The organism is Alcaligenes endophyticus (assembly GCF_026344035.1).
In the GTDB taxonomy this organism is placed as follows: domain Bacteria; phylum Pseudomonadota; class Gammaproteobacteria; order Burkholderiales; family Burkholderiaceae_B; genus Alcaligenes; species Alcaligenes endophyticus.
This window is the reverse complement of sequence record NZ_JAPKND010000009.1, coordinates 149572-168620: the sequence shown is the minus strand read 5'-3', so window position 1 is coordinate 168620 and position 19049 is coordinate 149572. Positions and strand designations below refer to the sequence as shown.

General features: G+C 50.6%; 20 protein-coding genes. 3 read left to right on the top strand and 17 right to left on the bottom strand.

Annotation, left to right across the window (positions count from 1 at the left end; genetic code table 11):
* From OSH01_RS14835 to OSH01_RS14790, 10 genes are all read right to left on the bottom strand, one after another.
* Nucleotides 1–196 (bottom strand): hypothetical protein (locus tag OSH01_RS14835; RefSeq protein ID WP_266124899.1); only part of this gene is annotated, 196 nt, incomplete at its 3' end.
* Between the two features lie 28 nt (nucleotides 197–224).
* Nucleotides 225–419: a hypothetical protein gene (locus OSH01_RS14830; RefSeq protein ID WP_266124898.1), complete on the bottom strand. Its 195-nt coding sequence runs from the start codon at nucleotides 417–419 to the stop codon at nucleotides 225–227.
* On the bottom strand, nucleotides 394–732 hold the full coding sequence (locus OSH01_RS14825; protein ID WP_266124897.1) for a hypothetical protein: 339 nt from the start codon (nucleotides 730–732) through the stop codon (nucleotides 394–396). Before OSH01_RS14825 ends, OSH01_RS14830 begins: the two co-directional genes overlap by 26 nt.
* 42 nt (nucleotides 733–774) lie before the next feature.
* Complete coding sequence (gpJ, locus tag OSH01_RS14820) at nucleotides 775–6930, bottom strand: TipJ family phage tail tip protein (RefSeq protein ID WP_266124896.1); 6156 nt, start codon at nucleotides 6928–6930, stop codon at nucleotides 775–777.
* On the bottom strand, nucleotides 6930–7592 hold the full coding sequence (locus OSH01_RS14815) for a tail assembly protein (protein ID WP_266124895.1): 663 nt from the start codon (nucleotides 7590–7592) through the stop codon (nucleotides 6930–6932). Before OSH01_RS14815 ends, gpJ begins: the two co-directional genes overlap by 1 nt.
* On the bottom strand, nucleotides 7589–8359 hold the full coding sequence (locus OSH01_RS14810; RefSeq protein WP_266124894.1) for a C40 family peptidase: 771 nt from the start codon (nucleotides 8357–8359) through the stop codon (nucleotides 7589–7591). The genes OSH01_RS14815 and OSH01_RS14810 overlap by 4 nt, the downstream gene beginning before the upstream one ends.
* Nucleotides 8359–9102, bottom strand: a complete 744-nt coding sequence (locus OSH01_RS14805) for a phage minor tail protein L (RefSeq protein WP_266124893.1) — start codon at nucleotides 9100–9102, stop codon at nucleotides 8359–8361. The genes OSH01_RS14810 and OSH01_RS14805 overlap by 1 nt, the downstream gene beginning before the upstream one ends.
* A 43-nt stretch (nucleotides 9103–9145) precedes the next feature.
* Nucleotides 9146–9484, bottom strand: a complete 339-nt coding sequence (locus OSH01_RS14800; RefSeq protein ID WP_266124892.1) for a phage tail protein — start codon at nucleotides 9482–9484, stop codon at nucleotides 9146–9148.
* Nucleotides 9484–12693 carry a phage tail tape measure protein gene (locus OSH01_RS14795; protein WP_266124891.1) on the bottom strand — a complete coding sequence of 1070 codons (3210 nt, stop codon included), beginning with the start codon at nucleotides 12691–12693 and terminating at the stop codon, nucleotides 9484–9486. Before OSH01_RS14795 ends, OSH01_RS14800 begins: the two co-directional genes overlap by 1 nt.
* A gap of 82 nt (nucleotides 12694–12775) precedes the next feature.
* A complete protein-coding gene (locus OSH01_RS14790; RefSeq protein WP_266124890.1) occupies nucleotides 12776–13159 on the bottom strand; it encodes an SHOCT domain-containing protein in 384 nt (127 codons plus the stop codon).
* A 136-nt stretch (nucleotides 13160–13295) separates the two neighbouring features.
* Between OSH01_RS14790 and OSH01_RS16560 the strand changes: the two genes are divergently transcribed.
* Entirely contained in the window at nucleotides 13296–13838 is a 543-nt protein-coding gene (locus OSH01_RS16560) for an SH3 domain-containing protein (protein ID WP_354270627.1), read from the top strand.
* 84 nt (nucleotides 13839–13922) lie between these two features.
* Here the strand turns inward: OSH01_RS16560 and OSH01_RS14785 are convergent, their stop codons facing one another.
* Entirely contained in the window at nucleotides 13923–14831 is a 909-nt protein-coding gene (locus OSH01_RS14785; RefSeq protein WP_266124889.1) for a hypothetical protein, read from the bottom strand.
* 143 nt (nucleotides 14832–14974) lie between these two features.
* Here OSH01_RS14785 and OSH01_RS14780 point away from each other — a divergent pair, with 143 nt between their 5' ends.
* Together OSH01_RS14780 and OSH01_RS14775 are read left to right on the top strand one after the other, a co-directional pair.
* Nucleotides 14975–15280 carry a DNA-binding protein gene (locus OSH01_RS14780; protein WP_266124888.1) on the top strand — a complete coding sequence of 102 codons (306 nt, stop codon included), beginning with the start codon at nucleotides 14975–14977 and terminating at the stop codon, nucleotides 15278–15280.
* Entirely contained in the window at nucleotides 15277–15609 is a 333-nt protein-coding gene (locus tag OSH01_RS14775) for a BrnA antitoxin family protein (protein ID WP_266124887.1), read from the top strand. The genes OSH01_RS14780 and OSH01_RS14775 overlap by 4 nt, the downstream gene beginning before the upstream one ends.
* 86 nt (nucleotides 15610–15695) lie before the next feature.
* Here OSH01_RS14775 and OSH01_RS14770 read toward each other — a convergent pair whose 3' ends face one another.
* From OSH01_RS14770 to OSH01_RS14745, 6 genes are all read right to left on the bottom strand, one after another.
* On the bottom strand, nucleotides 15696–16094 hold the full coding sequence (locus OSH01_RS14770) for a hypothetical protein (RefSeq protein WP_266124886.1): 399 nt from the start codon (nucleotides 16092–16094) through the stop codon (nucleotides 15696–15698).
* 753 nt (nucleotides 16095–16847) lie between these two features.
* Nucleotides 16848–17045 (bottom strand): hypothetical protein, encoded by a 198-nt coding sequence (locus tag OSH01_RS14765; RefSeq protein ID WP_266124885.1) that lies wholly within the window; start codon nucleotides 17043–17045, stop codon nucleotides 16848–16850.
* A 52-nt stretch (nucleotides 17046–17097) separates the two neighbouring features.
* The gene (locus tag OSH01_RS14760) at nucleotides 17098–17475 is read right to left on the bottom strand and encodes a phage tail assembly chaperone (RefSeq protein ID WP_266124884.1); all 378 of its coding nucleotides are present in this window, start codon (nucleotides 17473–17475) and stop codon (nucleotides 17098–17100) included.
* 38 nt (nucleotides 17476–17513) lie between these two features.
* On the bottom strand, nucleotides 17514–17915 hold the full coding sequence (locus OSH01_RS14755) for a hypothetical protein (RefSeq protein WP_266124883.1): 402 nt from the start codon (nucleotides 17913–17915) through the stop codon (nucleotides 17514–17516).
* Between the two features lie 33 nt (nucleotides 17916–17948).
* A complete protein-coding gene (locus tag OSH01_RS14750; protein ID WP_266124882.1) occupies nucleotides 17949–18434 on the bottom strand; it encodes a KilA-N domain-containing protein in 486 nt (161 codons plus the stop codon).
* A gap of 113 nt (nucleotides 18435–18547) precedes the next feature.
* Complete coding sequence (locus OSH01_RS14745) at nucleotides 18548–19000, bottom strand: phage tail tube protein (protein ID WP_266124881.1); 453 nt, start codon at nucleotides 18998–19000, stop codon at nucleotides 18548–18550.
* Between the last annotated feature and the right edge of the window lie 49 nt (nucleotides 19001–19049).

The window sequence follows — 19049 nt, the reverse complement described above, 5'->3', positions numbered from 1 at the left end:
CTACCTCCTTCTCGCTGTGATAAGCGACTGCGCTAGCTTCCGCTGCAGCATCCCACTCTGCTTGTTCTACCGCTCCCTGTGCAGAGTTAGCGATAGCAAGAGCGATACTTCGCACCATCCCACCCGCCAACTCAGGCGTAATACGATTGCCCATGTTGTTTGCAAAAACTTGCTCGATAATCTGTTTGATATCCATTTCTAACGTCCATAAAAAAAGCCGCTTATTATTTAGCGGCTGGATACTTCTGTTTAACTGCTTTGCAATCGTCTACCCACTTCCCCACATCGGGCGGTAGCTCTTGGCCTTGCTCTTGCAGATGCTGCGCAAGCTTAAACACAGCATCAAGCTGGTCGCCGATGTCGGGATACTCTTTCCGGCGGCGCTCAGCGTAGTCATTCGGGTTGTGATGTATTTTCAATTTCGTAAACTCCGTCTAGATAGGGCCACCGCTCTACCCGAACTTGGTAAGTGCCTGGATACTGAAACGACAGCTCAACGTCGCCGCCCTCTGCGCACTCGTACGCCTGACCCTCTATATGTATAGTGGAGCCAGGGCGAACACCGCGAAGCCATAACCCATCGACTGTAGCGGGACACGGTTGGCGCTTACGGGGCGCGCCGCCGTAAAACCAGTAAGTATCGTCGTATTCACCCTCAAAATACTCACCGTCCCAGCCCTCTAGGAACGGCTCAATGACAAACTCCCTTGGACCGCACAGCGTTTGCTGCATGCGTCCGCCTTTAAATAATGTAATCGTTAGCACTGACACCTTTTACCTCATGAACGCTTCAATGCGTAAAAACACCTCGGCAAACCAACCATTAACGCGCGGCTGGACGAGTCTAATAGCGGCATTCCCTGCGGGGAAATCCACCACAACAGAAAACTGCCCTCCCAATACAACGTTACTATTAGCCGCAGCTGAGAAAAACGTGGCTGCTGTAGGAAACTGCAAAATAGTAGCGCCGCTAACTTGGTTCACGACTTGATATGTGTTCAATGAGGTGGTACCTACGTATAAATCTGATACGTTGATTGTCACGACGACTCTCGCAGGTGCGGGCAAATACGCGCTGACAACCGTGCTACGAGAAGATTCAATCGTGCCAGTGACAGGTGCGCTAGAAACGGCAACGATAGAAACCGAGTTCCCTGCAATCCGAAGCGTATCAATCTCTGCTACACCCACATGCAAACGCTTAACTGAGCCCTGCTTCATATGTGCTGAATCGATGTAAGCAGTACCGATACTCGCTAGCACAGCGGCCAAGTTTTGAGACTCAATCTTTAGTGCATCTAACGATTCAATTTGTGCTGACTTAATTGCCGCTTGGGCAATCAAAGCAGCGTTAAATATTGCCGCCCCGCCTTGCACCGAAAACACTGCTTTCGGTTGCCCGTTTACGTCATGCATGACATTGAACATGTCGGCTAACACGTTAAACGCTGAGCGAGTCACACCGCCTTCGTTAACGATACCCAAACTAGTACCGGCTATGTACGGCACACCCCCAACATTAAGTTGAACGTTAACACCCCACTGAGCCAGCATTTTTCCCTCTAGCTCAACTAGCGCCTGTAAAGTTTCCTGCACTGCTGCGCTATTGCCGCCAAGGCTTGTTTTTACGATATCCACGATCTCAGCCATCGAAGAGACTTCAGTCGCCACTATTTGCCGTGTTTCTGCGATAGCTGCATAGCTATCCCATAGAGCAAGCGCTTTATCCAGCTCAGCATCTTCCTCTGCGTACAGCTGTCGCAAGCCAGCTTGTAAGATGTTTTGCTGATTGATGACCGCTTTTTCAGTACCGTCTAGCTTTGTGTTTGTCTGATTCAGCGCGTCAGCAGTGGCCTGCAGGCCTGTTTGCGGATGATTAATCGTGTTGCTCAGCGATGTTAGCGAAGTACCCTGGCTTGTTACTTTGCCGTCTAGCTGCGTGACTGTACTGCTCAAGCTCGAAACAGACTGCGCTGTCGCGACTTCGCTCGGGTTAATATCAGCGGTACCGATAACGGCTGTGACGCGGTAGCCCTGAATTTCAGCCCAGCCTGCGCTTCCCGTGTGATTTGCGGAAAACCCAAACTGCACGCGGGAAAACGTGGCGTCGCTTGGCTGTACGACTCGATCAACTAAGTGCCACTGCTCATCCGCTGGCACGCTAGACTTAACATCGACCGCATTATAGTCAGAGCCACCTGAGCTGCCATTCGGCCGCACATTTTTCATCGTAATGTGCATTGAGCCGTTCGAGTCCGCAGACCTTCGCGCCCAGAATCTCACTCGATAACGTGTGCCGGTCGGTATTGCTGTGCGGCTGTAATTAAAGCTTGTGCCAGTCGTGTGTCGAAAAACAGTAGGAGCTATTTTTCCCGTTTCCGTCATCACGAAACGAGGCGCTAGGTCATGCCCGTAATGACTGTACCAGCAGTCTGGATTCGCCATTAAATAATCGGGAATCAGCGAGTCACTATCTTGATCTGCAGCGATTCGCGCCTCAATCACAGTAGATCGCTCACCTGCGGCAGTAAGACCATTTTCCGTTGCTGTGACACGGTTTGTCAGACCGTCTACTGCTGTTGCGTCGGCCTTTTTGTTGGCCGTTGCCTGAGCCGCATCCGCAGCGGCTTTAGCTGCAGCCGCATCTGCTTTGGCTTGGGCAGCTGCAGCAACCGCGTCAGTGGCTACTTTGTCAGTCACTGCGACCCACGCCGTGCCATTCCAGCGTTTAGGCGTATTCGCATTGCCGGTCGTGTCAATCCACAGGTTTTGGGTCAAACGCTTAGCCGCCGCCGGCACAGTACTGCCGTAGATCACCTCGCCTTTTCCGTCAGCTTTATCGCTTACTGCCTGCGCCGCCGTCTGAGCGGCGGCAGCAGTAGACTGAGCTGCGTTAGCTGCAGTTTGAGCACTATTAGCAGTATTCTGAGCCGTTGTTACGCTAGTTTTTAGCTGAGTAACATCGCTAGCCGTGCTTGTTTGCTTGCTTTCAGTTTGCTCTACACGTGTATCGAGTGCAGAAACAGCATCAGCAGTAGCAAGCTTCCCATTACCTGTAGGCATACGGCTTTCTAGCGCCGTCGCTCGGTTTGCAAGAGCAGTATCCGCCGTTGCCCGTGCTTGCGCTTCAGTCGTAACGCTGGCTTCCGTCGCTACTTTTCCGGTGCCGGCCGGCATTCGAGCTTTGAGGCCAGTAATTTCCGTCATCGCCGCTTCGTCACCGGATACGCGAGCGGACTTCTCGTCAAAGAAAAGCCCTGAGGTGACGTTATTTAGCGTAACGCCGGAGGGATCTGCTTTGCCGGTGAGTTTGACGCTCAATGTCTCACGACTTGTAGCCTCTGCAATATCAGCCGTAGCACGTAGCTTAGCCTCATTATTTAATGCTGAGGTTGAAGCGCCAGGCGCAGGACGGCCAATAGCGAACCAGTCAAAAGCGTAGTAATCACCAGGACTTAGATCTCTTCCTCCTCGCAGGATTACACCATCAATAACCTCTTGATGCGTGTGAGTGAAGACGATTACGCCAATGCCGCTCTCATCCCACTCAGGCTCTAACGGCTTGTGCATCGTGTAATTGGAGGCGGTTGCTCCCGGCGCATAAAGCCCAACGATGGCGTCCCACCGTGGAGTGCCAACCTTTTTTAAACGCAAGCGTACCTGCGGGTACTCAGCGCCGTTCACGTTTAAACCACGAGGTGAGACCACATAACCTATACTGTCCGCCGGCCTGAGCCAGCTACCATCAACAATCGTGCCACTGCTCCACCCCTCTCGAACACCCTCCCAGTACCACATCTTCGCGTAGTCGAACTGCTCGCCGATGCCTGCCTGTAACTGCGACATTTGCTGCACAACAGACTCGTGATTGTCAGCAACCACGCGCTTTAAACCACCAATCAAACCAGTGCTAACTTGATTAACATCGGAACCCGAGTAGTCGCCGCGCACTTGCACAGCAAGCGTTTGGCGTGCGTTTGCCTCCGCACTATCACCCGAGGCCCGGGCTTGCGCCTCTTGCTGTATCGCTGCAGCATTAGCGCCTGCTGACGCTGTTACTGTATCAATACGACTCGACAATGAAGCGTCAGCTGTCTGACGTTCCGTTTTCTCCGTAGTAATAGCCGCACCGCGAGCTTGAGCCTCGGCAGTCAATCCATCGGCTAACGCCTGCGCAGCAACAACCTGCCCGTCAATGCGAGCCTGAGCCTCAGCAGCGACCGCCGTGCCTCGATCGATTACCTCTTTAGCAATAGCCTGCGCATTGTCCGCGATCTTTTGAGCTTGCAAGCCCGTTTCAGCTAAAGCCGACCCCGCCGTATCACGGATATTCGGTATATCTAGAATATCGGCCATCAGTTGCTGACCGAGCGCGCCCTCAGCAATCTCTTTGGTGACTAGATCGTTATAGCTCTCCGCATCTTGACTCGGTTTACCCCGCACACCCGACTGATTCTCTGTCGGATACCACGGCCCGGGCGTGCCGTTTTTATCGATTAGCCGCGCCCAGTAGAAATGCTCCGTTGTGACAGCTAGGCCTGTTTGCTCAAACTGATTAGTCGGATAAGCAAAGCCACCAGCCGGCAAAGACTGGGCAAATTCAGAGCTGACGCCGTAGCGAATCTCTGTACGCTCAAAAATGTTGGGACCGGTAGGAAAGCCCCAGTTAAGGCGGATGCCCCAGTTTATTGGAGTGGCATTCAAGAACGCTACTGCTGGCGGCTGGCCCACTTGCCCGCTAAGTTCTGTAGGCTCTGAGTAAGCCCATAGACTAGGTACATCTAAAGCGTTGATGGCGCGGACGCGGACTAGGTAGCTGCCGCTGTAGATGTCTGGTATTTCTACTAAACGCGTACCAGTCCGCGGCACTTGCACCCAGTCGCCACTGTCTCGGCGCCACTGCAAGTCATACGCAGTCGCGTGATCAACCGCCTCCCAAGCTATTTCTGCTGTGTGACGTGATACACCTTGACGCACAGTATGATGCTCAGCAATACGAACATTGGTAGGTGCCGACTGCACCCGTGGCGGCACAACTGACACAGGCAACGGCTCCAGCCGCACACCGCTATCAATCACATTAAATTTGTCGGGATGATGGAATACGCCTGAAATCTCAAACGTAATGCCGCCCACATCCTTAACGGAAATCACTCGCACGAGCTGGGTCACTAAGTCGTCAGAATCGACAGACCAAGACGATTCAGCGGCCGGAACCTCACCAAAAGCTGTGCTCACAGTCACCTTGCGGCCAGCCACGCCCGACACTGTGCGAGTCTGCGATTTCCCGCTCGGCAGATTTGCCGTTAAACGATCGCCGACTTTGATTGAATGATCAGCATCAAGTGTCACCACTCGGGCCGTTGCCGCACTAACTAACCCGCCATTACGACGCCCACTACGATTTGCATCGGCAATACGCACCAAGCTGCCGGGCTGTGGAATAACACCCTCTAGCCCTACCGCAAACGATACCCCGCCTTGCTCCATAAGCGATGTGTAGAGGTGATATAGGCCAACACGCTGTGCCTGCCCACGAGACGAGCAGCCAAAAGCGGTGATTTCTGTTTTGCGGATACCAAATAAGCGGATTCCTGCCTCGTCCTGCACCACCTCGACTTTGGCGCGATAAAAATCACTCGGGTCGCTCCAAGACACCAATGCAACCGTGCTAACCGTCGATAGATCCGCGCCAGTGTAGTTAAATACGCCGCCCGCGACTTTGCTATTCGAGTATGTGTAGATCGGGTCGCTAGGCATATCGGCAACGCCTACAGCCTGGCCATTAGCCCAGTACGTCATGCCCCTAAACGTGCTGGCCAAGTCATTAACAAGGCGCAAGGCATCCACGGATGACTGTATGTACGCATTACACGTAAAGCGAGGCTCGGTACCGCCCTGCCCGTCAGGCACTCGTTGATCGCAATAAGCGCCAATTTGGTAAAGCGCGTAGCGATCCACCATTGACGCATCGATGCGATCACCTAAACCGTATAGTTTATTGGTGAGAATGTCATAGAAAACCCAAGCCGGATTGTTCGACCAGGCACGCTTAAACGTCCCATCCCAAGTGCCTGAATAAGTACGGCCAACGGGGTCGTAGTTGCTCGGCACTCGGATGATTTGGCCTCGCCAGTGATAGGCACGCGTAGGAATGGACTGAAACTGCTCGGCATCCACTTTGATACCCACCACGGCAGTCATCGGATAGCGGAATTTCCCGTCAATCACCTCAGCGTACGACTGCACCATCATTTTCGACTGAATAGCGCTATCGTTTGGCTCTGGACTTAAACGTCGAACGCGCACAGTCCAACCGTGGCTTGTCTGCGGCAACTCAATACGATGCGTACGGGTATAGCCGTTTACCGTTTTTCCGTCCGCAGCAGTGCGCAACACCTCTGAAAACGAGCCCGTGCCAATGGCTAAATCAATAGCGTACTCGACTCGGTACCCAACTCGATCGCCAGCATTGCCGCCCGAGTCAACCATGCGCATTAGCTGTGGCCAATGCAAGGTAATGCGAACGGCGGACAAATCCGGATTCGTCAGCAACTGAGTGAATGGAGTAGTGGTGCCGACCTCACGCCCAACTGACGTCACGCTCGCAGCCGCTGGAAATCCTGCAATATGTTCTTGGTCTTGCGTGCCAACGCGGTATTCTGCCTGCACATTACGAAAGTTCAGGCTGCCATCGGCGTTCTGTATAGGCGTGCCGTTTAAATAAATATCACGCAACGGTTCATCACGGTGAACGGGGCCAGCCATTTCGCCATTGCCGACAACATCCAGCACAGCGGCATAGGCGGTATTGTGCAAGCTATCGGGCTGCTCTACAGGCGTGCGTGCGCTACCACCACCGCCTTTGCCGCCGCCACCAGACCCAACGATGCGCATGCCGCCGCGTCTTTGCTCAATAGTTACTGTCATTACTGCGTATCCTCAGAATACATATCACCGGAAATAGTGGCTGCGCCCACAATGGCTTCGCCATACAAAACCGGCACGGGGTTGCCCTGAGCGGTAGTGTTTACGGGGCCATTAAAGTTATACGAGGCTCCGTTATCGACCGATTTCACACTGGTGAGCCCTTGAGGTTGGCGAGTGAGTAACTGCGACACACCGCCTAGAACCATCGAGAACCCAACCCCAAACGACATTTGACCCAGAATTCCGCTAAAGGCGAGCTTTCCAGCAGCTAGCGTCGCGCCGCCCGTCAGGAAAGCTGACCCAATCAGCGCCGCCCCAAGCACCACTTGGAATATGCCCCCCCGCCCTGACCCGATTATTTCCGGAGCAATACGAATAACGTCATCACCTACAGGCGCATGCAACATGTCCTCGCCGACGTTCTCTTTGCCCACCCAGCACGAGTACGCAACGCCTTTATCTTGACTGCCGTATAGCTCTTGAGCAAAGCCTGGAACCATCGTGCACAGCGCGCGCACAGCTCCTGCAATGTCATTACAAACAAAGTAATGGACTCGCCCAAACGTCTTACCTAGCCGCCCTGCCAAACGAACTTCCCGTAGACGCTCGGAGTCATCAGACGTAAAAAAACCGGCTTGTGCCGGCAGCGTTATGCTTGTCATTGTTGATACCTCACTATCATGCGCGTTATGTCCTGCCAGTAGCCCGCGTAAACGACACGTTCAGATAATCTTGGCATGGCGTGATGAAGCATGGCGTTTGGTACTGGATACAAATACGGCTCTGCTTTTAAAGGTTGATCGCCCAGATACACGCCGCCATGATTAGTGCGCTCAGAGCGGTACTGCATCAGAATCACGTCCCCATAACGCGGTCCATCCGTAACCTGCACAAAGCCCGCCTTTTCAAAGTTCTCTAAATACAACTCACCAGACTCCGGCTTACTCCACCAGTCATCGGGACGCTCAAAATCTAAAAGCTCAATGTCCAGCTCGCGTTGATAAAAGTCGCGAATCAGGCCATAGCAGTCAAGGCTGCCGTGATGAAATGAGCGACCCACTAATGGCGCGACATACCCCGTAGGCTTGAAGGAGTGCCAACCACGCACACTTGGAGCTTCATCGCCTGCGTCTTGGCCAACAGCCACAATATGCCATGGCAGAGCTGTTGCCTCGCATGACACCAGATCAGCTTCTGAAGGCTGAGCGTCTTGGTCAACATGTGAATGCACTACAGCCAAAACCCGCCCTACTTCCTCAGCCGCTACAAAATCGGCCGCCGGCAAATGAAAATCCGCGCCATCATCTGCAATATTGCGACACGGTACATAGCGCTGCTTATTACCATCCGCCACAATCAGTCCACACGCCTCACGGGGGTAATCAGCTAAGGCATGCCGCTCTATTGCACGTTTAATATGTACTCGCATTAGCGCACCCGATCTGCTGAAGGAAAGCCACCGTAAGGCAACGGCTTGTTTTTGCCATGCCTGAGCACACAATCCGATAAACAGCCTCCACAGCGATCAAGACTTGGGTCAGTGGTTGGCTTGCCCTCTTTAGTGAACATGGCTGGCCCTGTGTACCCACACCATGCGCCTCGGTACCCACCCTCTGGCGCAGCTTTTATTAACCACCCACAAACGTTAGCAATGATCTGCCTGCTGGGTAACTGCACGCCATCAAACTGCAACGGCGAGGAAAGCACAAAGGTCACAAACTGAGGATTTTCTTCACTCTTTTGGCTGATCAACCAGCGCTCATCAGGCAAGTGCTCAGTGGTGCTTGCTGTTGGGTTGCCCCCATCAAAATTGACCGCGTCCAAATATTTAGCAAACGTACGTTTACGGACCAGCGTCGCCCCTTTCAAGTCACCCAAGGCCAAACACAATGCCGACACCACGCCAGTAATCGGCTCACCATTTTGATCAGTGCCTATATTGCCTACCCGAAGCGTAGGCTGTGGCTGCTGAGGTTCACCGGTGCGCTCGAAATCCTCGGCCTCAATTGCCCAAGGCAAATATTGATGCCCCTGCCATGTAATCGTGCTATCTGTGTGGTTGTGGTACCGCTCTACATCGCCACCAATGGCACGGCAATCTACCTCGTATAAGGTGATCAAATTGCCAGGCGTTAACTTTTGTACATCCGCTAATATCATGCGATTGCCCATAAAAAAACCCGCCTAAGCGAGTCAATATATTGCTAAGTACTTCTTAAGGCGCAAACCTCTGCGCAAACGTAGCGCTCAAGGTATACACGCCGCCCCCGTGAGGCCGTAAGGTAAATTGCTGCACCTCATATAACCCCTCAGAATCCAAGGGAGGCGTCCACTTAAAAGGCTTATACCCTTTGTGAGCACGCAGAAAGTCCCGAATCGGCGCAATTTCGTGCTCTAGCCCTACAAATGTCAGTGGCCACGTCCGCACCTCATTGTTAATCCCGTCGCCCACAGACTGTTTATAGCCATCCCCAAACTGAATCTCATGGAGCCGAAAAGCAGTAGAGCCCTCAGGATCCACCCTTGGGCACCACGTAAAGGTTTGAAAACTCATTAGACGAACCTCTGACTATCGTTCCAGCTGATCCCACCTGGACGCTGAGACCGAACCTGTAGTTTCTGATATTCAGCTCGTGCAATTTGCTGCATGAGCTTTGCGAACTCTTCTAAGCCCGGCGTTGCCTCGGAACTGACCTCACCATTATTGTGAATATGGATTTCTACCTTAGGCTCGCCACCGGCAGGGGCTTGCCTACCCACCGGCGGAGGAAGCATAGGGCTCCCAGCCATGCCACCCATAGAATGCCCAGGCCCACGAATCGCACGACGTAAGGCATTAAACCCAGCCTCACCACCAAGTGCGCGGATCTCATCTTGGTTTAGTACACCCTCTCCTTTGTGAACTACGCCCGCTGGTTCATACCGCCCACCTACGCCAGTGAAGCCACCACTAGAAAACGAAAACTGCCCCATCGAGTGACTTAGGTCCACGCTAGGAGCCGCTGACACCGCGGCTCCACCCATCGTTAAAGTAGGAGTAAAGGCACTGGACAGCATGCCCATTAACGGCCCCATCACCTGTTGCTGTAACGCCATACGAGCCATATCACGCAAAACACTAGCCGTCAGATTGCCAAACGATCTAGCCACGCTCTTAAATGAGTGGTCACTGGTAGTTGCCAAATCCATGATGGCGTTTTCCATATTCCGCGCAAAGCTATGAGAAAAGTCAGCCGCCACTTTATAGGCATTAGCCGCCTCGTCCGCATAGTTACGCAAGCCTTCCTGTGAGCCCAGAAGCCAGTTACCCTCAGCCTCTCGGATAGCGTGGTAGTTTGCTACCAACTGATCGCGTAAACTTTGGTGCGCTTGCCGAATTCCTGCTAGTTTTTTCTCGTACTCACCTTGATTGATATTTTTAGAGTCTAGATCTCTACTAAGATTTACTTGCTCCTGCGCAAACCGCGCATCAGCACCGTCTAACCCAGCTTGTAGTTCACGCTCACGCGAACCTAAACCCATCCCCGCTAGACGCTGCTGCCCTGCCCGCTCTTCGGCTTTCACCAACTGATTTAAGGCGTCGATATAAGCAGTAATGGCTATTTCTGCCTTATGCATCGCCTCTTTCTGGCCATTAGCCGCTAACTGGCGGTCTCGGTCTGCCTCTTTGGATATCTTGGCTAACTGCGCCTCAATATCTGCTCGTTGCTTGGCGCTGTTCTTGGTACGAGATAAGCGTTCAAGTTCGCCATGCATCGCGATTTTTTGAGCTGCCTCATTTTGATCAATAAGGCTGATTTTCTTTTGCCAGTACTCCTCTTCGCTAATGTTTCCTGCTCGACGCTCAGAGTCCAGTATGGAGTTGGCGTTGCGGAAGTCATCGACCAAAGACTGAAGCTGCCGGCGGTACACAGATACATCAGCCTGTTTATTGGAGCCGGCGGGCTTGAAGCGCTTCTCGACTTCATCAAGCGCAATTTTCTCTAGCTTCAGGTAATGCGCCGCATTTTCCCCGTCAGCCATGATTGCGGCTGTAGTCGAGCGCTTGATTTTTTGAATTTCTAAAGCTTTGGCATAATCAGACTTGGAACGTTCAGCGTAATGGTCCAAAAAAGAAGACCCAGCTAAGCCTGCATTTTGCGTTTCCTGCAAACGGCCTCTTTCTAATTCGTCACGCTCACGCTTTTCTGCCGCTTCTAAATCAATCCGTAGCTTGCGAATTTTTTCATCAATATCAGTAAGTGCATACTTATCCGCTAGCTCCTCTCCTTCTTTCCCAAAAACATTCGCTTGTATCCATTTGATTGGACGGTCTAGCCCGCGCCCTACTCCTGCTAGCTCACGGTCCCTTTCTTGAAGCGCTTCGTCCAAATCAGACTTAATATCACTAACTGGCCGAGCACCACCAAGAGCGTAGTTAAAGGATTTGGCTGCAGCAGAGAAGTAGTCGTTTGCCGCGCTTTTAGCTGAAAGCCAAGCCTTAGTGAAAACATTAATGTTTTCAGCAATCTGTGGCGCTCTCTGCTGCATCATGTCTGCATGCGCACGAACAGCTACAGAAACCGCTTCTTGCTGCCTACCCTCTCGCTCTAATGCTCGAACTTGATTTAGAGTAGATAGGCTCAAATAGCCGTACTGCTCATTCAGATCAAGCAATGCCTGCACTGGGTCTCTACGCAATGCCGCAAATTCTCCAGCCATATCAGAGACGCCACGCCCTGTTAATTGAGACATGGCGTATATGGCCTGGCCTGCTACCTCAATATCCCGCCCAGAGAGCCTCGCATTCGCAGTTAATTCAACAAGCACAGCCGCAGCCGCTCTGGTAACAGCCTCAGAGTCACTAATACGACGTGCCATTTCCTCTAGCTGCCCGCCACTAACCCCAGCAATCCGCCCTGTATCGATGAGCGCAATATTATAGTTACGTGCCTCCTGTGCGCCTCGCTCATATAAGGCCATGGCTCCAGCGGACGCCCCTATAGCGGCAACCAAGCTTCCCACTGACAATGCTGCCCCTCTTGAGACGCCGCTCAGCAGATCAACGCCTGAGCCAAGTCTAAGTATCGAGCTGCCGGCCTGCCTGATGTCTCCGCTTGCGGCCGCACGAGCAAGAAGCAAAAGGTTATATCGCGCTGTGGTCGTGCTTAGGCCCAGTCTATCCATCATAACCACAGCCTGACCCGCGCCATCAGCGACCTGCTTCATTTGCTGATCACTAATCGCTGATCTCTGCCCAGCAATTTTGGCTAATGATTGGGCGTAAGTATCAACATCTAGGATGCCCTGACGGAAAGACTGATTTAACTGTTTTTCCATCCGATCGAGCCGACTAAGCTTGCCCTCAAGCGGATCGATCTGGTTTAGCAGCTTCTCAAGCGAAGATCTATTTTTGTCTGCTGCTTCTGCCGCGGCCTTCATAGCGGCCTCTTGCCGCTCTTGGGCGAGTTGAACTTTACGCTCCGCCGAGGCTACCGCCGTATAAGTACGCGCACGCTCTTGCCAGCCTTCACTTGTTTTTCGCACCACAGAGTTCGATTCGCGCATAGATCGAACCTCCTCCTGCATGGCAAGTTGTCTTGCGACAGCAGCCTGAGCAATCGATTTATAACGGTCTTCTGCTTCCTTATTTGTACGATTTAGAGAATCGGTTGCGCCCTCAGCCTTATCGGCAGATTGCGCCAGACGGTCAAGCTCCTTCTGAGCCTCCTTAACACGACGGCTATCTATTTCTAGCTGCAATTCAGCCAATGTCATTGACATAATCGTTCGCCCATAAAAAAACCCTGCTCACTGGCAGGGCTAGGGTGGGTAATTCGCCATCAAAATCGCGAAAATTGGTTTTTTAGGGTTGATACCCGTATTTTTTCTCAAACTCGGACTCCATGTATTCACATGTCCTTGCAGTAAATCTTTGCTCGCTCGGGGATAACGCCTTTCTTTCCGTCTCCTCCCAACAATATTTAATAGAGTTTCGGGCGTTTTGCTTCTCCGTTAACCCTTCACTCAATTTACACTGCCCCAAAAGAAGCAAAAGCACAAAAACAACTACGGCGCCTAGCATTAATCGAAAAGCTATAGAGAAGCCTGAGCGACCTTGCCTTTGGGGATCTTCAAGCGGCCTATCTTCGCCCAAAAGAACTGCCTTTTGCCTCTCAAACTCAGCATTACTGAGCAGCCCGTCCTTTCTTAGGTCATCCAGCTTTCTCAATTCATCTGCCACGCTCATCCCTAGCACCCAGTATCAAATCAATACAAGGCATCATAGCTCACTATTTAGAGGCTGTTTTTTAAACCAGTATCTTTATTTTCACATACAAGCTAAGTTACATATAGAAATAACATCAATCTATTATTGTTTCTCTATGAAAGCTCAACTTTTATTTGGATTATTTGTCTTAGTATTGATCATGAAAATGTGCGGTGGAGACGATTCCTCTTCTCGACGCAACAATCAATCATCTTCGACGAAATCATATACTGAAATAGCCAAAAATCAGGAATTCTCCGCTGCAATGGAGCCTCTTCCTGCTAAAACTGAGCCTGCATACGAAGAACGATACATAGGCCCAAAGACATTAAACATACGCTCCAGCCCGAACGGAAAAATCATTAGCTCTTTAAAGCATGGTGCGAAAGTCATCATTTACTCAGAGGAAGGCAGCTGGAGCAAGATATCAGGCAATGACTCCCCTGACCTCTGGGTATCCAACTCTCACTTATGTGAATATAGCGACTGTAGTGACCAGCCCAAATGGAAGCCTGCGCCGCCCCCACCTTTACGCACTATTACCCGCTCTACCCCTCAGTACAGCTCTGGGTGCTCTTGCTCTTCCGGTAATAACTGCTATGGGCCAAGAGGGGGGAGGTATTGCATCACATCAGGTGGCAATAAGCGCTATCGATAAAAAGCCCACATTAAGCAGGTCGAACGTTAAAGCCATATAGCGTAGATATAAAAAACTAACCAGAGGCTGATCGTAATGACCTGATCACTTTAACACCGTGAACTCTCTTCCGTTTTCCCATCTAACGACCTCGGAGTCCTTCGGTGAGTTCAAATCGTAATAGGTATACTCCGATGCTTCACTAAACCACTTATATCTGACTTGATTGAACCGGAGCATAATCAAGTTTTCATGAATTTGACCGTTGATTTGCTTAATGTTGGCATTCCTAACAAATGCAGCGGACACAAACTCAACAGTCTTAAAACCGGCTCCGAACGTTTTAGCGCTTCCGTCAGCCTCCCATAACTGTCGCCTCATAGCAGGACCATATGCGTCACGCAGCACTGGGAGTAACTCTGTTTGTTTTTTAACTACTAAACGTCGAAACTCCTGCCGCTTCTTTTCTTGAGCCTCGCTTAGATCCAGAGACTCACCATTTTCATATACTACCGCCCACGCCCCAAGAACAATCAGCGCCACATTAATTGACTGTACATCTTTCGTGTAGCTGGAGGCCTTAATAGTCGGGATTGATAAAATTTCTCTATCTAGCTGAGCCATATATTCTGCAATCTTAGCTAGCTTTTCTTCTGCCGCCTTAGCTTCTGCATTGACTCTATCTATATCCTCTTTCTTCTGTCTCTCTGCTTCCTTTTTTGCTGAAATAGCAGCCTGCTGCTCATATCTAGCTACGACCTCCTCAGAGCTTGGAGCCGTCAAGGCTAAAACAATAGGCCCCGCCACAAGCACCATAAAAACTGCCGCAGCTGGAGAAATCCAAGCTCTACCTGTAAGTGCGCTAATTTTCTGCATGACCGCCGGAGCAATCAATAGGGCAGCAGCTAAGAATACAAGTCCTGATGGAATCGAAATGACCGCCATAGCTCCGACACCAAACATGCCTACTATGCCTGACATAATGTACAAAACTATGCGTAAAACTTTCTGCATACCACACCCGTATCAAAACATTACAGAGATCATACCCAAGTAACGGTTAACAGGCCATAAGCAAAAACCCACTTCAAGACAGGCAGCAAAACAAAGCAATAAACCTTATTGCCACCCAATTTAATTGGGGGTACAATTTATTCATGCGAACAGTTATTGAAACCCCCTCCTTTCAGAAGCAAGCCTCCGAGGTATGGTCTAAGGAAGAGCGTGAAGCATTCATAGACTGGATCGCTGAACACCCTGATGCCGGTGATGTAATCAAAGACGCAGACGGTGCTCGCAAGGTACGATGGAGCCGCAAAGGCACAGGCAAAAGCGGTGGTGTTAGAGTGATCTATTACCACCTTGTTGATGACGAAGTTGTTCTTCTCCTTATGCTTTACGCCAAAGCTGTGCGCGAAACAGTTAAAGGCAAAGAAATCAAAGACAAGCGGAGTAAATTATGAAATCCCTAAAAGACCTAAAATCGCTAGACCTCGATAAAGTCGCAAAAGCCATCGAAGCTGATGCTGGTCAGGCACTACCGGGGCTGCGTGAGTCACTATCCGAAGCAAAAGCCGGCGAATTTGCGCAAACACACACGCCTGAGCAAATCATTTCACGCCGCCGTGGTCGTCCAGTTGGCAGCAAGCAAGCCGTCACAAAAGAAGCGGTAAAAATCAGATTAGATGCTGATGTGTTAGCTGCATTACGCGCAAGTGGTGATGGTTGGCAGACCCGCATTAACGATACACTTCGTGCCTCATTGGCGTTAGCAGGCAAGGTTACGAGCTGACCGCATCGTTATAAATCTAGCTTAGACCCTAGTCTCCGCTTTGCGCCATAAAAACAGCCGCTGAAAAGCGGCTTTTTAGAGAGAAGCTACTTAAAGAAGAGTTTTTTTGCAATAAGAGAACCGATCCCTAGCCGTGGAGTTATCGCTGATCCTAAAACAACAGTCCCAGCTCCTTCGGTTTTTCCATCTAATAATTTCATAAAATCGGCTTTTGCTCGAGCAAGATACTCTTCTTTAGTCTCATTTTGTTGAGGCTCACCGACCTCACCAACTAATTGACCCAAGAACTCTTCTGACACCACATGGTTAACTAGCTCAGTAGAAAGCTTACCGCTATCAGAAGAAGATATCGAAGCCTCCCCCATCGCAGCAAACACGGCGGGACTCTGCATCTCTTTTTTCGCTAACTCCACAAAACTAGACTTAACGCTTTGGGGAAGACTCTCAGTGAACTCCTTGGTTATAACCTGCAAGTCCTTTTTCATGCTTTGCTCCGAGTCTTTTTGGACACATCAAAAATCTTAGCAAACAATGGCTCCACTACCTTCCAGAGCTCATCGTAAATAGCTTGCTTCGTTTGCGGAGGTACCTGCTGCCAAAATTGAAATAAATGGCCTAATATCCTCATCAGCCAGCTAATCATATACGCCCTCACTATCTTGCCTAGTGGCATCATCAAAATTCAGATAACGGTTTAACAACCAAAAAACAAATTTGCATCTGATTGTTAAGCTAGGCCTATAGTAAGCGATTGCAACAGTTCACTCCATACCTCTTTTTAGCTTAGATCGAATGTCGGGGAGAGCCTACTATTCGCACACAGCGCCTCTTAGACCTTAGTCTCCCCCATTGCCCTACATCAACGCTCTCTTAACACTTCCTTGATATGTTACAGGTTCCTACAACCTAAATATGAGATGCACATGGAAAATCAAGAAGACAAAAACCTCGCTCGCTCCGCTATAACAAGGCTAGGCGAGTCACTCAACTTAGCTAACCATTTACTGGTGACATTTAACGATAAAATAGAAGCAGACAAATCAGTTGACATTGGGAGCGTTCGCCTTCTAGTGAAATCGGTTGATCAGCTCATTACATGCCACACGAGAAGCTTGGAAGCCCTAAGCCTAATGGAGTCCGAACTAAAGCATGTGCGTGCGACTAATGACCTGCTTCTGCAGACCATAGCATCTAAAAAATAAGCCTAATCACCGCCAGTCGCACGGCTGGCGGTAAGCTTACAATACTTTTTGCTCTAAGCGATTCAACCGAACATCGCTAGAGTTTCGACCCATCTGCTCATCAAGACTAAGTGCCTGTATCCGAGCATCTATATTAAAAAGCCTGTGGCGAAATGCTTCTACCATTTTGAGGTGGTGCATAAGAGTGCCAATACACAAAAGTAGTAATGCAAATAACAAAAAATAAACCAACATACCCACTCCTTCGCGGTCACTCCCGCTCTAAACGATCAATTTCAAATACTACCTATCCCTGCCCTTTCATCAGCTGCCCTAAGCCTGCTGCTGACGATGCTTGCTCTGTTTTAGCGCCCCCAAGCATGGTTGAACGGTAGAGGCTGTCTAACTGGCCAATAAGTCGCAGTTGCCATGATTCCAATCTAATACGCGTTAGATCGCAGTAAGCCTGGATATCCTGAAACCCTATTGGCTCTGGCACGGCTGGCCCCATTCCTATTTGCCAGCGCCGCTTAGAGGCTAACTCTTGAAATACTGTCCATATGCGATGACCAGCCAGCGGTAGCAGTGGGCCATCCAACTGCTTAGCCCTAACGCCTGTTTGTTCTTCGACTTGCTCGTATAACTGCCTGAGCGTGATGCCTAGCCCCTCATGAGTCCGAAGCAAGCCAAACTCATGCTCTGCATAGGCAATTACTTCATTACTCAGGCAATCGTAAAATTTGCTCGGTCACGCGAAGCAGCGAGGATTTGATCGGTGAAGTCAGGATTGTTCTTTAGTAAGGTCTCCACCCCTGCCGGGCTGTACTCTTCCTTAATCCCGCGCCAGCCGATCACACGTACGGTCGCTGCTTCGTGGCTATCAACAATCACATCACGCAAAGAGCGGTGCTTTACGCTGCCACCTTTAACTTCGGCCATCTGCTCAGCGGCTCGTGCATCAGACTTCTCCACCTCGTAGTTTTCTACTTCCGTGGAGTGATCTCCAAGTACAGTGACATAGATGCCGATAGGCGTACCTTTGGGGTACTCCAGCTCTAACTCAAACCCCCGCGATGCAGCCGCGCGTGTGTTGATATCGGACAACGAGTATTCTTTTTTGCTCATATTGTTTCCATAAAAAAAGCCGCTCAATGGCGGTTAGTGAATAAATAACTCAGGCTGCAACTCTGATTCGATACGCTCTCGGCGTTCTCGTAGCAAAGGAATAGCTCGTTTTCGCTCAAGCATTAGCCTTGAGCCAAAGGACGCCCTCACTTGCGTGGAAACCTCCTCGGCAATCAAGGCCTGGAGTTGTTGATATAAGCCCATCGCATTGTTTTGCTGTTGATCGTAAGCCCTAATAACTTTCAAGCAAAAAGCAGGGCTAACCCACATCGCATAAGCATAAACAAGCTCTTTGCATACATAGGTGCCTCGCTGTGGGCCTCCATTAATGATTTGAAATGCACTGCGCTGATCTGCGCACTGGATCTCGTAAACCAGACCCTTCGTAGTTTCCAGCCTCATGAACTGGCCCGGCCTGTGTTTTGGTAGCCCTCCAGCTGCACGATGTAAATCATTGAGACAAAATTGACCATTACCATCCTGTCGAATTGCCATTGATGAAATAATCAAATGATTCATATATGACCTCAAAAAAGAAAAGGCCCCAATTAAGGAGCCTGATCAATCGAGGCATAAACCACCATTCCGGCTCGGCATCTGCCGATTTAAGGGTGCCTAGAAACCAGTTTTATTTACGGGCCTACAGGCGGCTCCGTCTCTTCTACCTCACCTGTGATGCGGAAGTTAAACGTAGCGCCCACCACGCCATCTACTTGCGCATCCCATGAGCGCTGCTGCACCAGAGCCAGACAAGCAAACTTAGACCGGTCAGGGAAGGTAACAACAATCAAGCGGGGCTTTTTATCTTTGTCAGCGGCTTTAATCGCTTTTTGTGCGGCATCATCGGACTTCCAAAAGCCCGTAACGCTTAGGGTGCCCGAGTCGCTAAGACCTAAGCGAAACTCTTTGGCCGTACTGCATAGGGTGGATGTGTCAAGCTCAGTGGCTTGACCACCCTGCCATTGCAACTGGCGTGCAGTGCAATCAAGATCAGCCATCGTCAGACCCGTAGGCTCTGTGCTGGCCGCCTCTTGTGTCGATATCTGTAACGTAGTGCCTTGCACCAGTAATACTTTGCTGCTCATAAGAGCCTCCAGAACGAAAAAACCGCCCGGAGGCGGTCATAGATAAAAA

Coding starts and splice junctions, on each gene's coding strand:
- OSH01_RS14825 (WP_266124897.1), bottom strand. CDS start 732: ATGCAGCAAACGCTGTGCGGTCCAAGGGAGTTTGTCATTGAGCCGTTC.
- gpJ (WP_266124896.1), bottom strand. CDS start 6,930: ATGACAGTAACTATTGAGCAAAGACGCGGCGGCATGCGCATCGTTGGG.
- OSH01_RS14815 (WP_266124895.1), bottom strand. CDS start 7,592: ATGACAAGCATAACGCTGCCGGCACAAGCCGGTTTTTTTACGTCTGAT.
- OSH01_RS14810 (WP_266124894.1), bottom strand. CDS start 8,359: ATGCGAGTACATATTAAACGTGCAATAGAGCGGCATGCCTTAGCTGAT.
- OSH01_RS14805 (WP_266124893.1), bottom strand. CDS start 9,102: ATGGGCAATCGCATGATATTAGCGGATGTACAAAAGTTAACGCCTGGC.
- OSH01_RS14800 (WP_266124892.1), bottom strand. CDS start 9,484: ATGAGTTTTCAAACCTTTACGTGGTGCCCAAGGGTGGATCCTGAGGGC.
- OSH01_RS14795 (WP_266124891.1), bottom strand. CDS start 12,693: ATGTCAATGACATTGGCTGAATTGCAGCTAGAAATAGATAGCCGTCGT.
- OSH01_RS14790 (WP_266124890.1), bottom strand. CDS start 13,159: ATGAGCGTGGCAGATGAATTGAGAAAGCTGGATGACCTAAGAAAGGAC.
- OSH01_RS16560 (WP_354270627.1), top strand. CDS start 13,296: ATGAAAGCTCAACTTTTATTTGGATTATTTGTCTTAGTATTGATCATG.
- OSH01_RS14785 (WP_266124889.1), bottom strand. CDS start 14,831: ATGCAGAAAGTTTTACGCATAGTTTTGTACATTATGTCAGGCATAGTA.
- OSH01_RS14780 (WP_266124888.1), top strand. CDS start 14,975: ATGCGAACAGTTATTGAAACCCCCTCCTTTCAGAAGCAAGCCTCCGAG.
- OSH01_RS14775 (WP_266124887.1), top strand. CDS start 15,277: ATGAAATCCCTAAAAGACCTAAAATCGCTAGACCTCGATAAAGTCGCA.
- OSH01_RS14770 (WP_266124886.1), bottom strand. CDS start 16,094: ATGAAAAAGGACTTGCAGGTTATAACCAAGGAGTTCACTGAGAGTCTT.
- OSH01_RS14765 (WP_266124885.1), bottom strand. CDS start 17,045: ATGTTGGTTTATTTTTTGTTATTTGCATTACTACTTTTGTGTATTGGC.
- OSH01_RS14755 (WP_266124883.1), bottom strand. CDS start 17,915: ATGAGCAAAAAAGAATACTCGTTGTCCGATATCAACACACGCGCGGCT.
- OSH01_RS14750 (WP_266124882.1), bottom strand. CDS start 18,434: ATGAATCATTTGATTATTTCATCAATGGCAATTCGACAGGATGGTAAT.
- OSH01_RS14745 (WP_266124881.1), bottom strand. CDS start 19,000: ATGAGCAGCAAAGTATTACTGGTGCAAGGCACTACGTTACAGATATCG.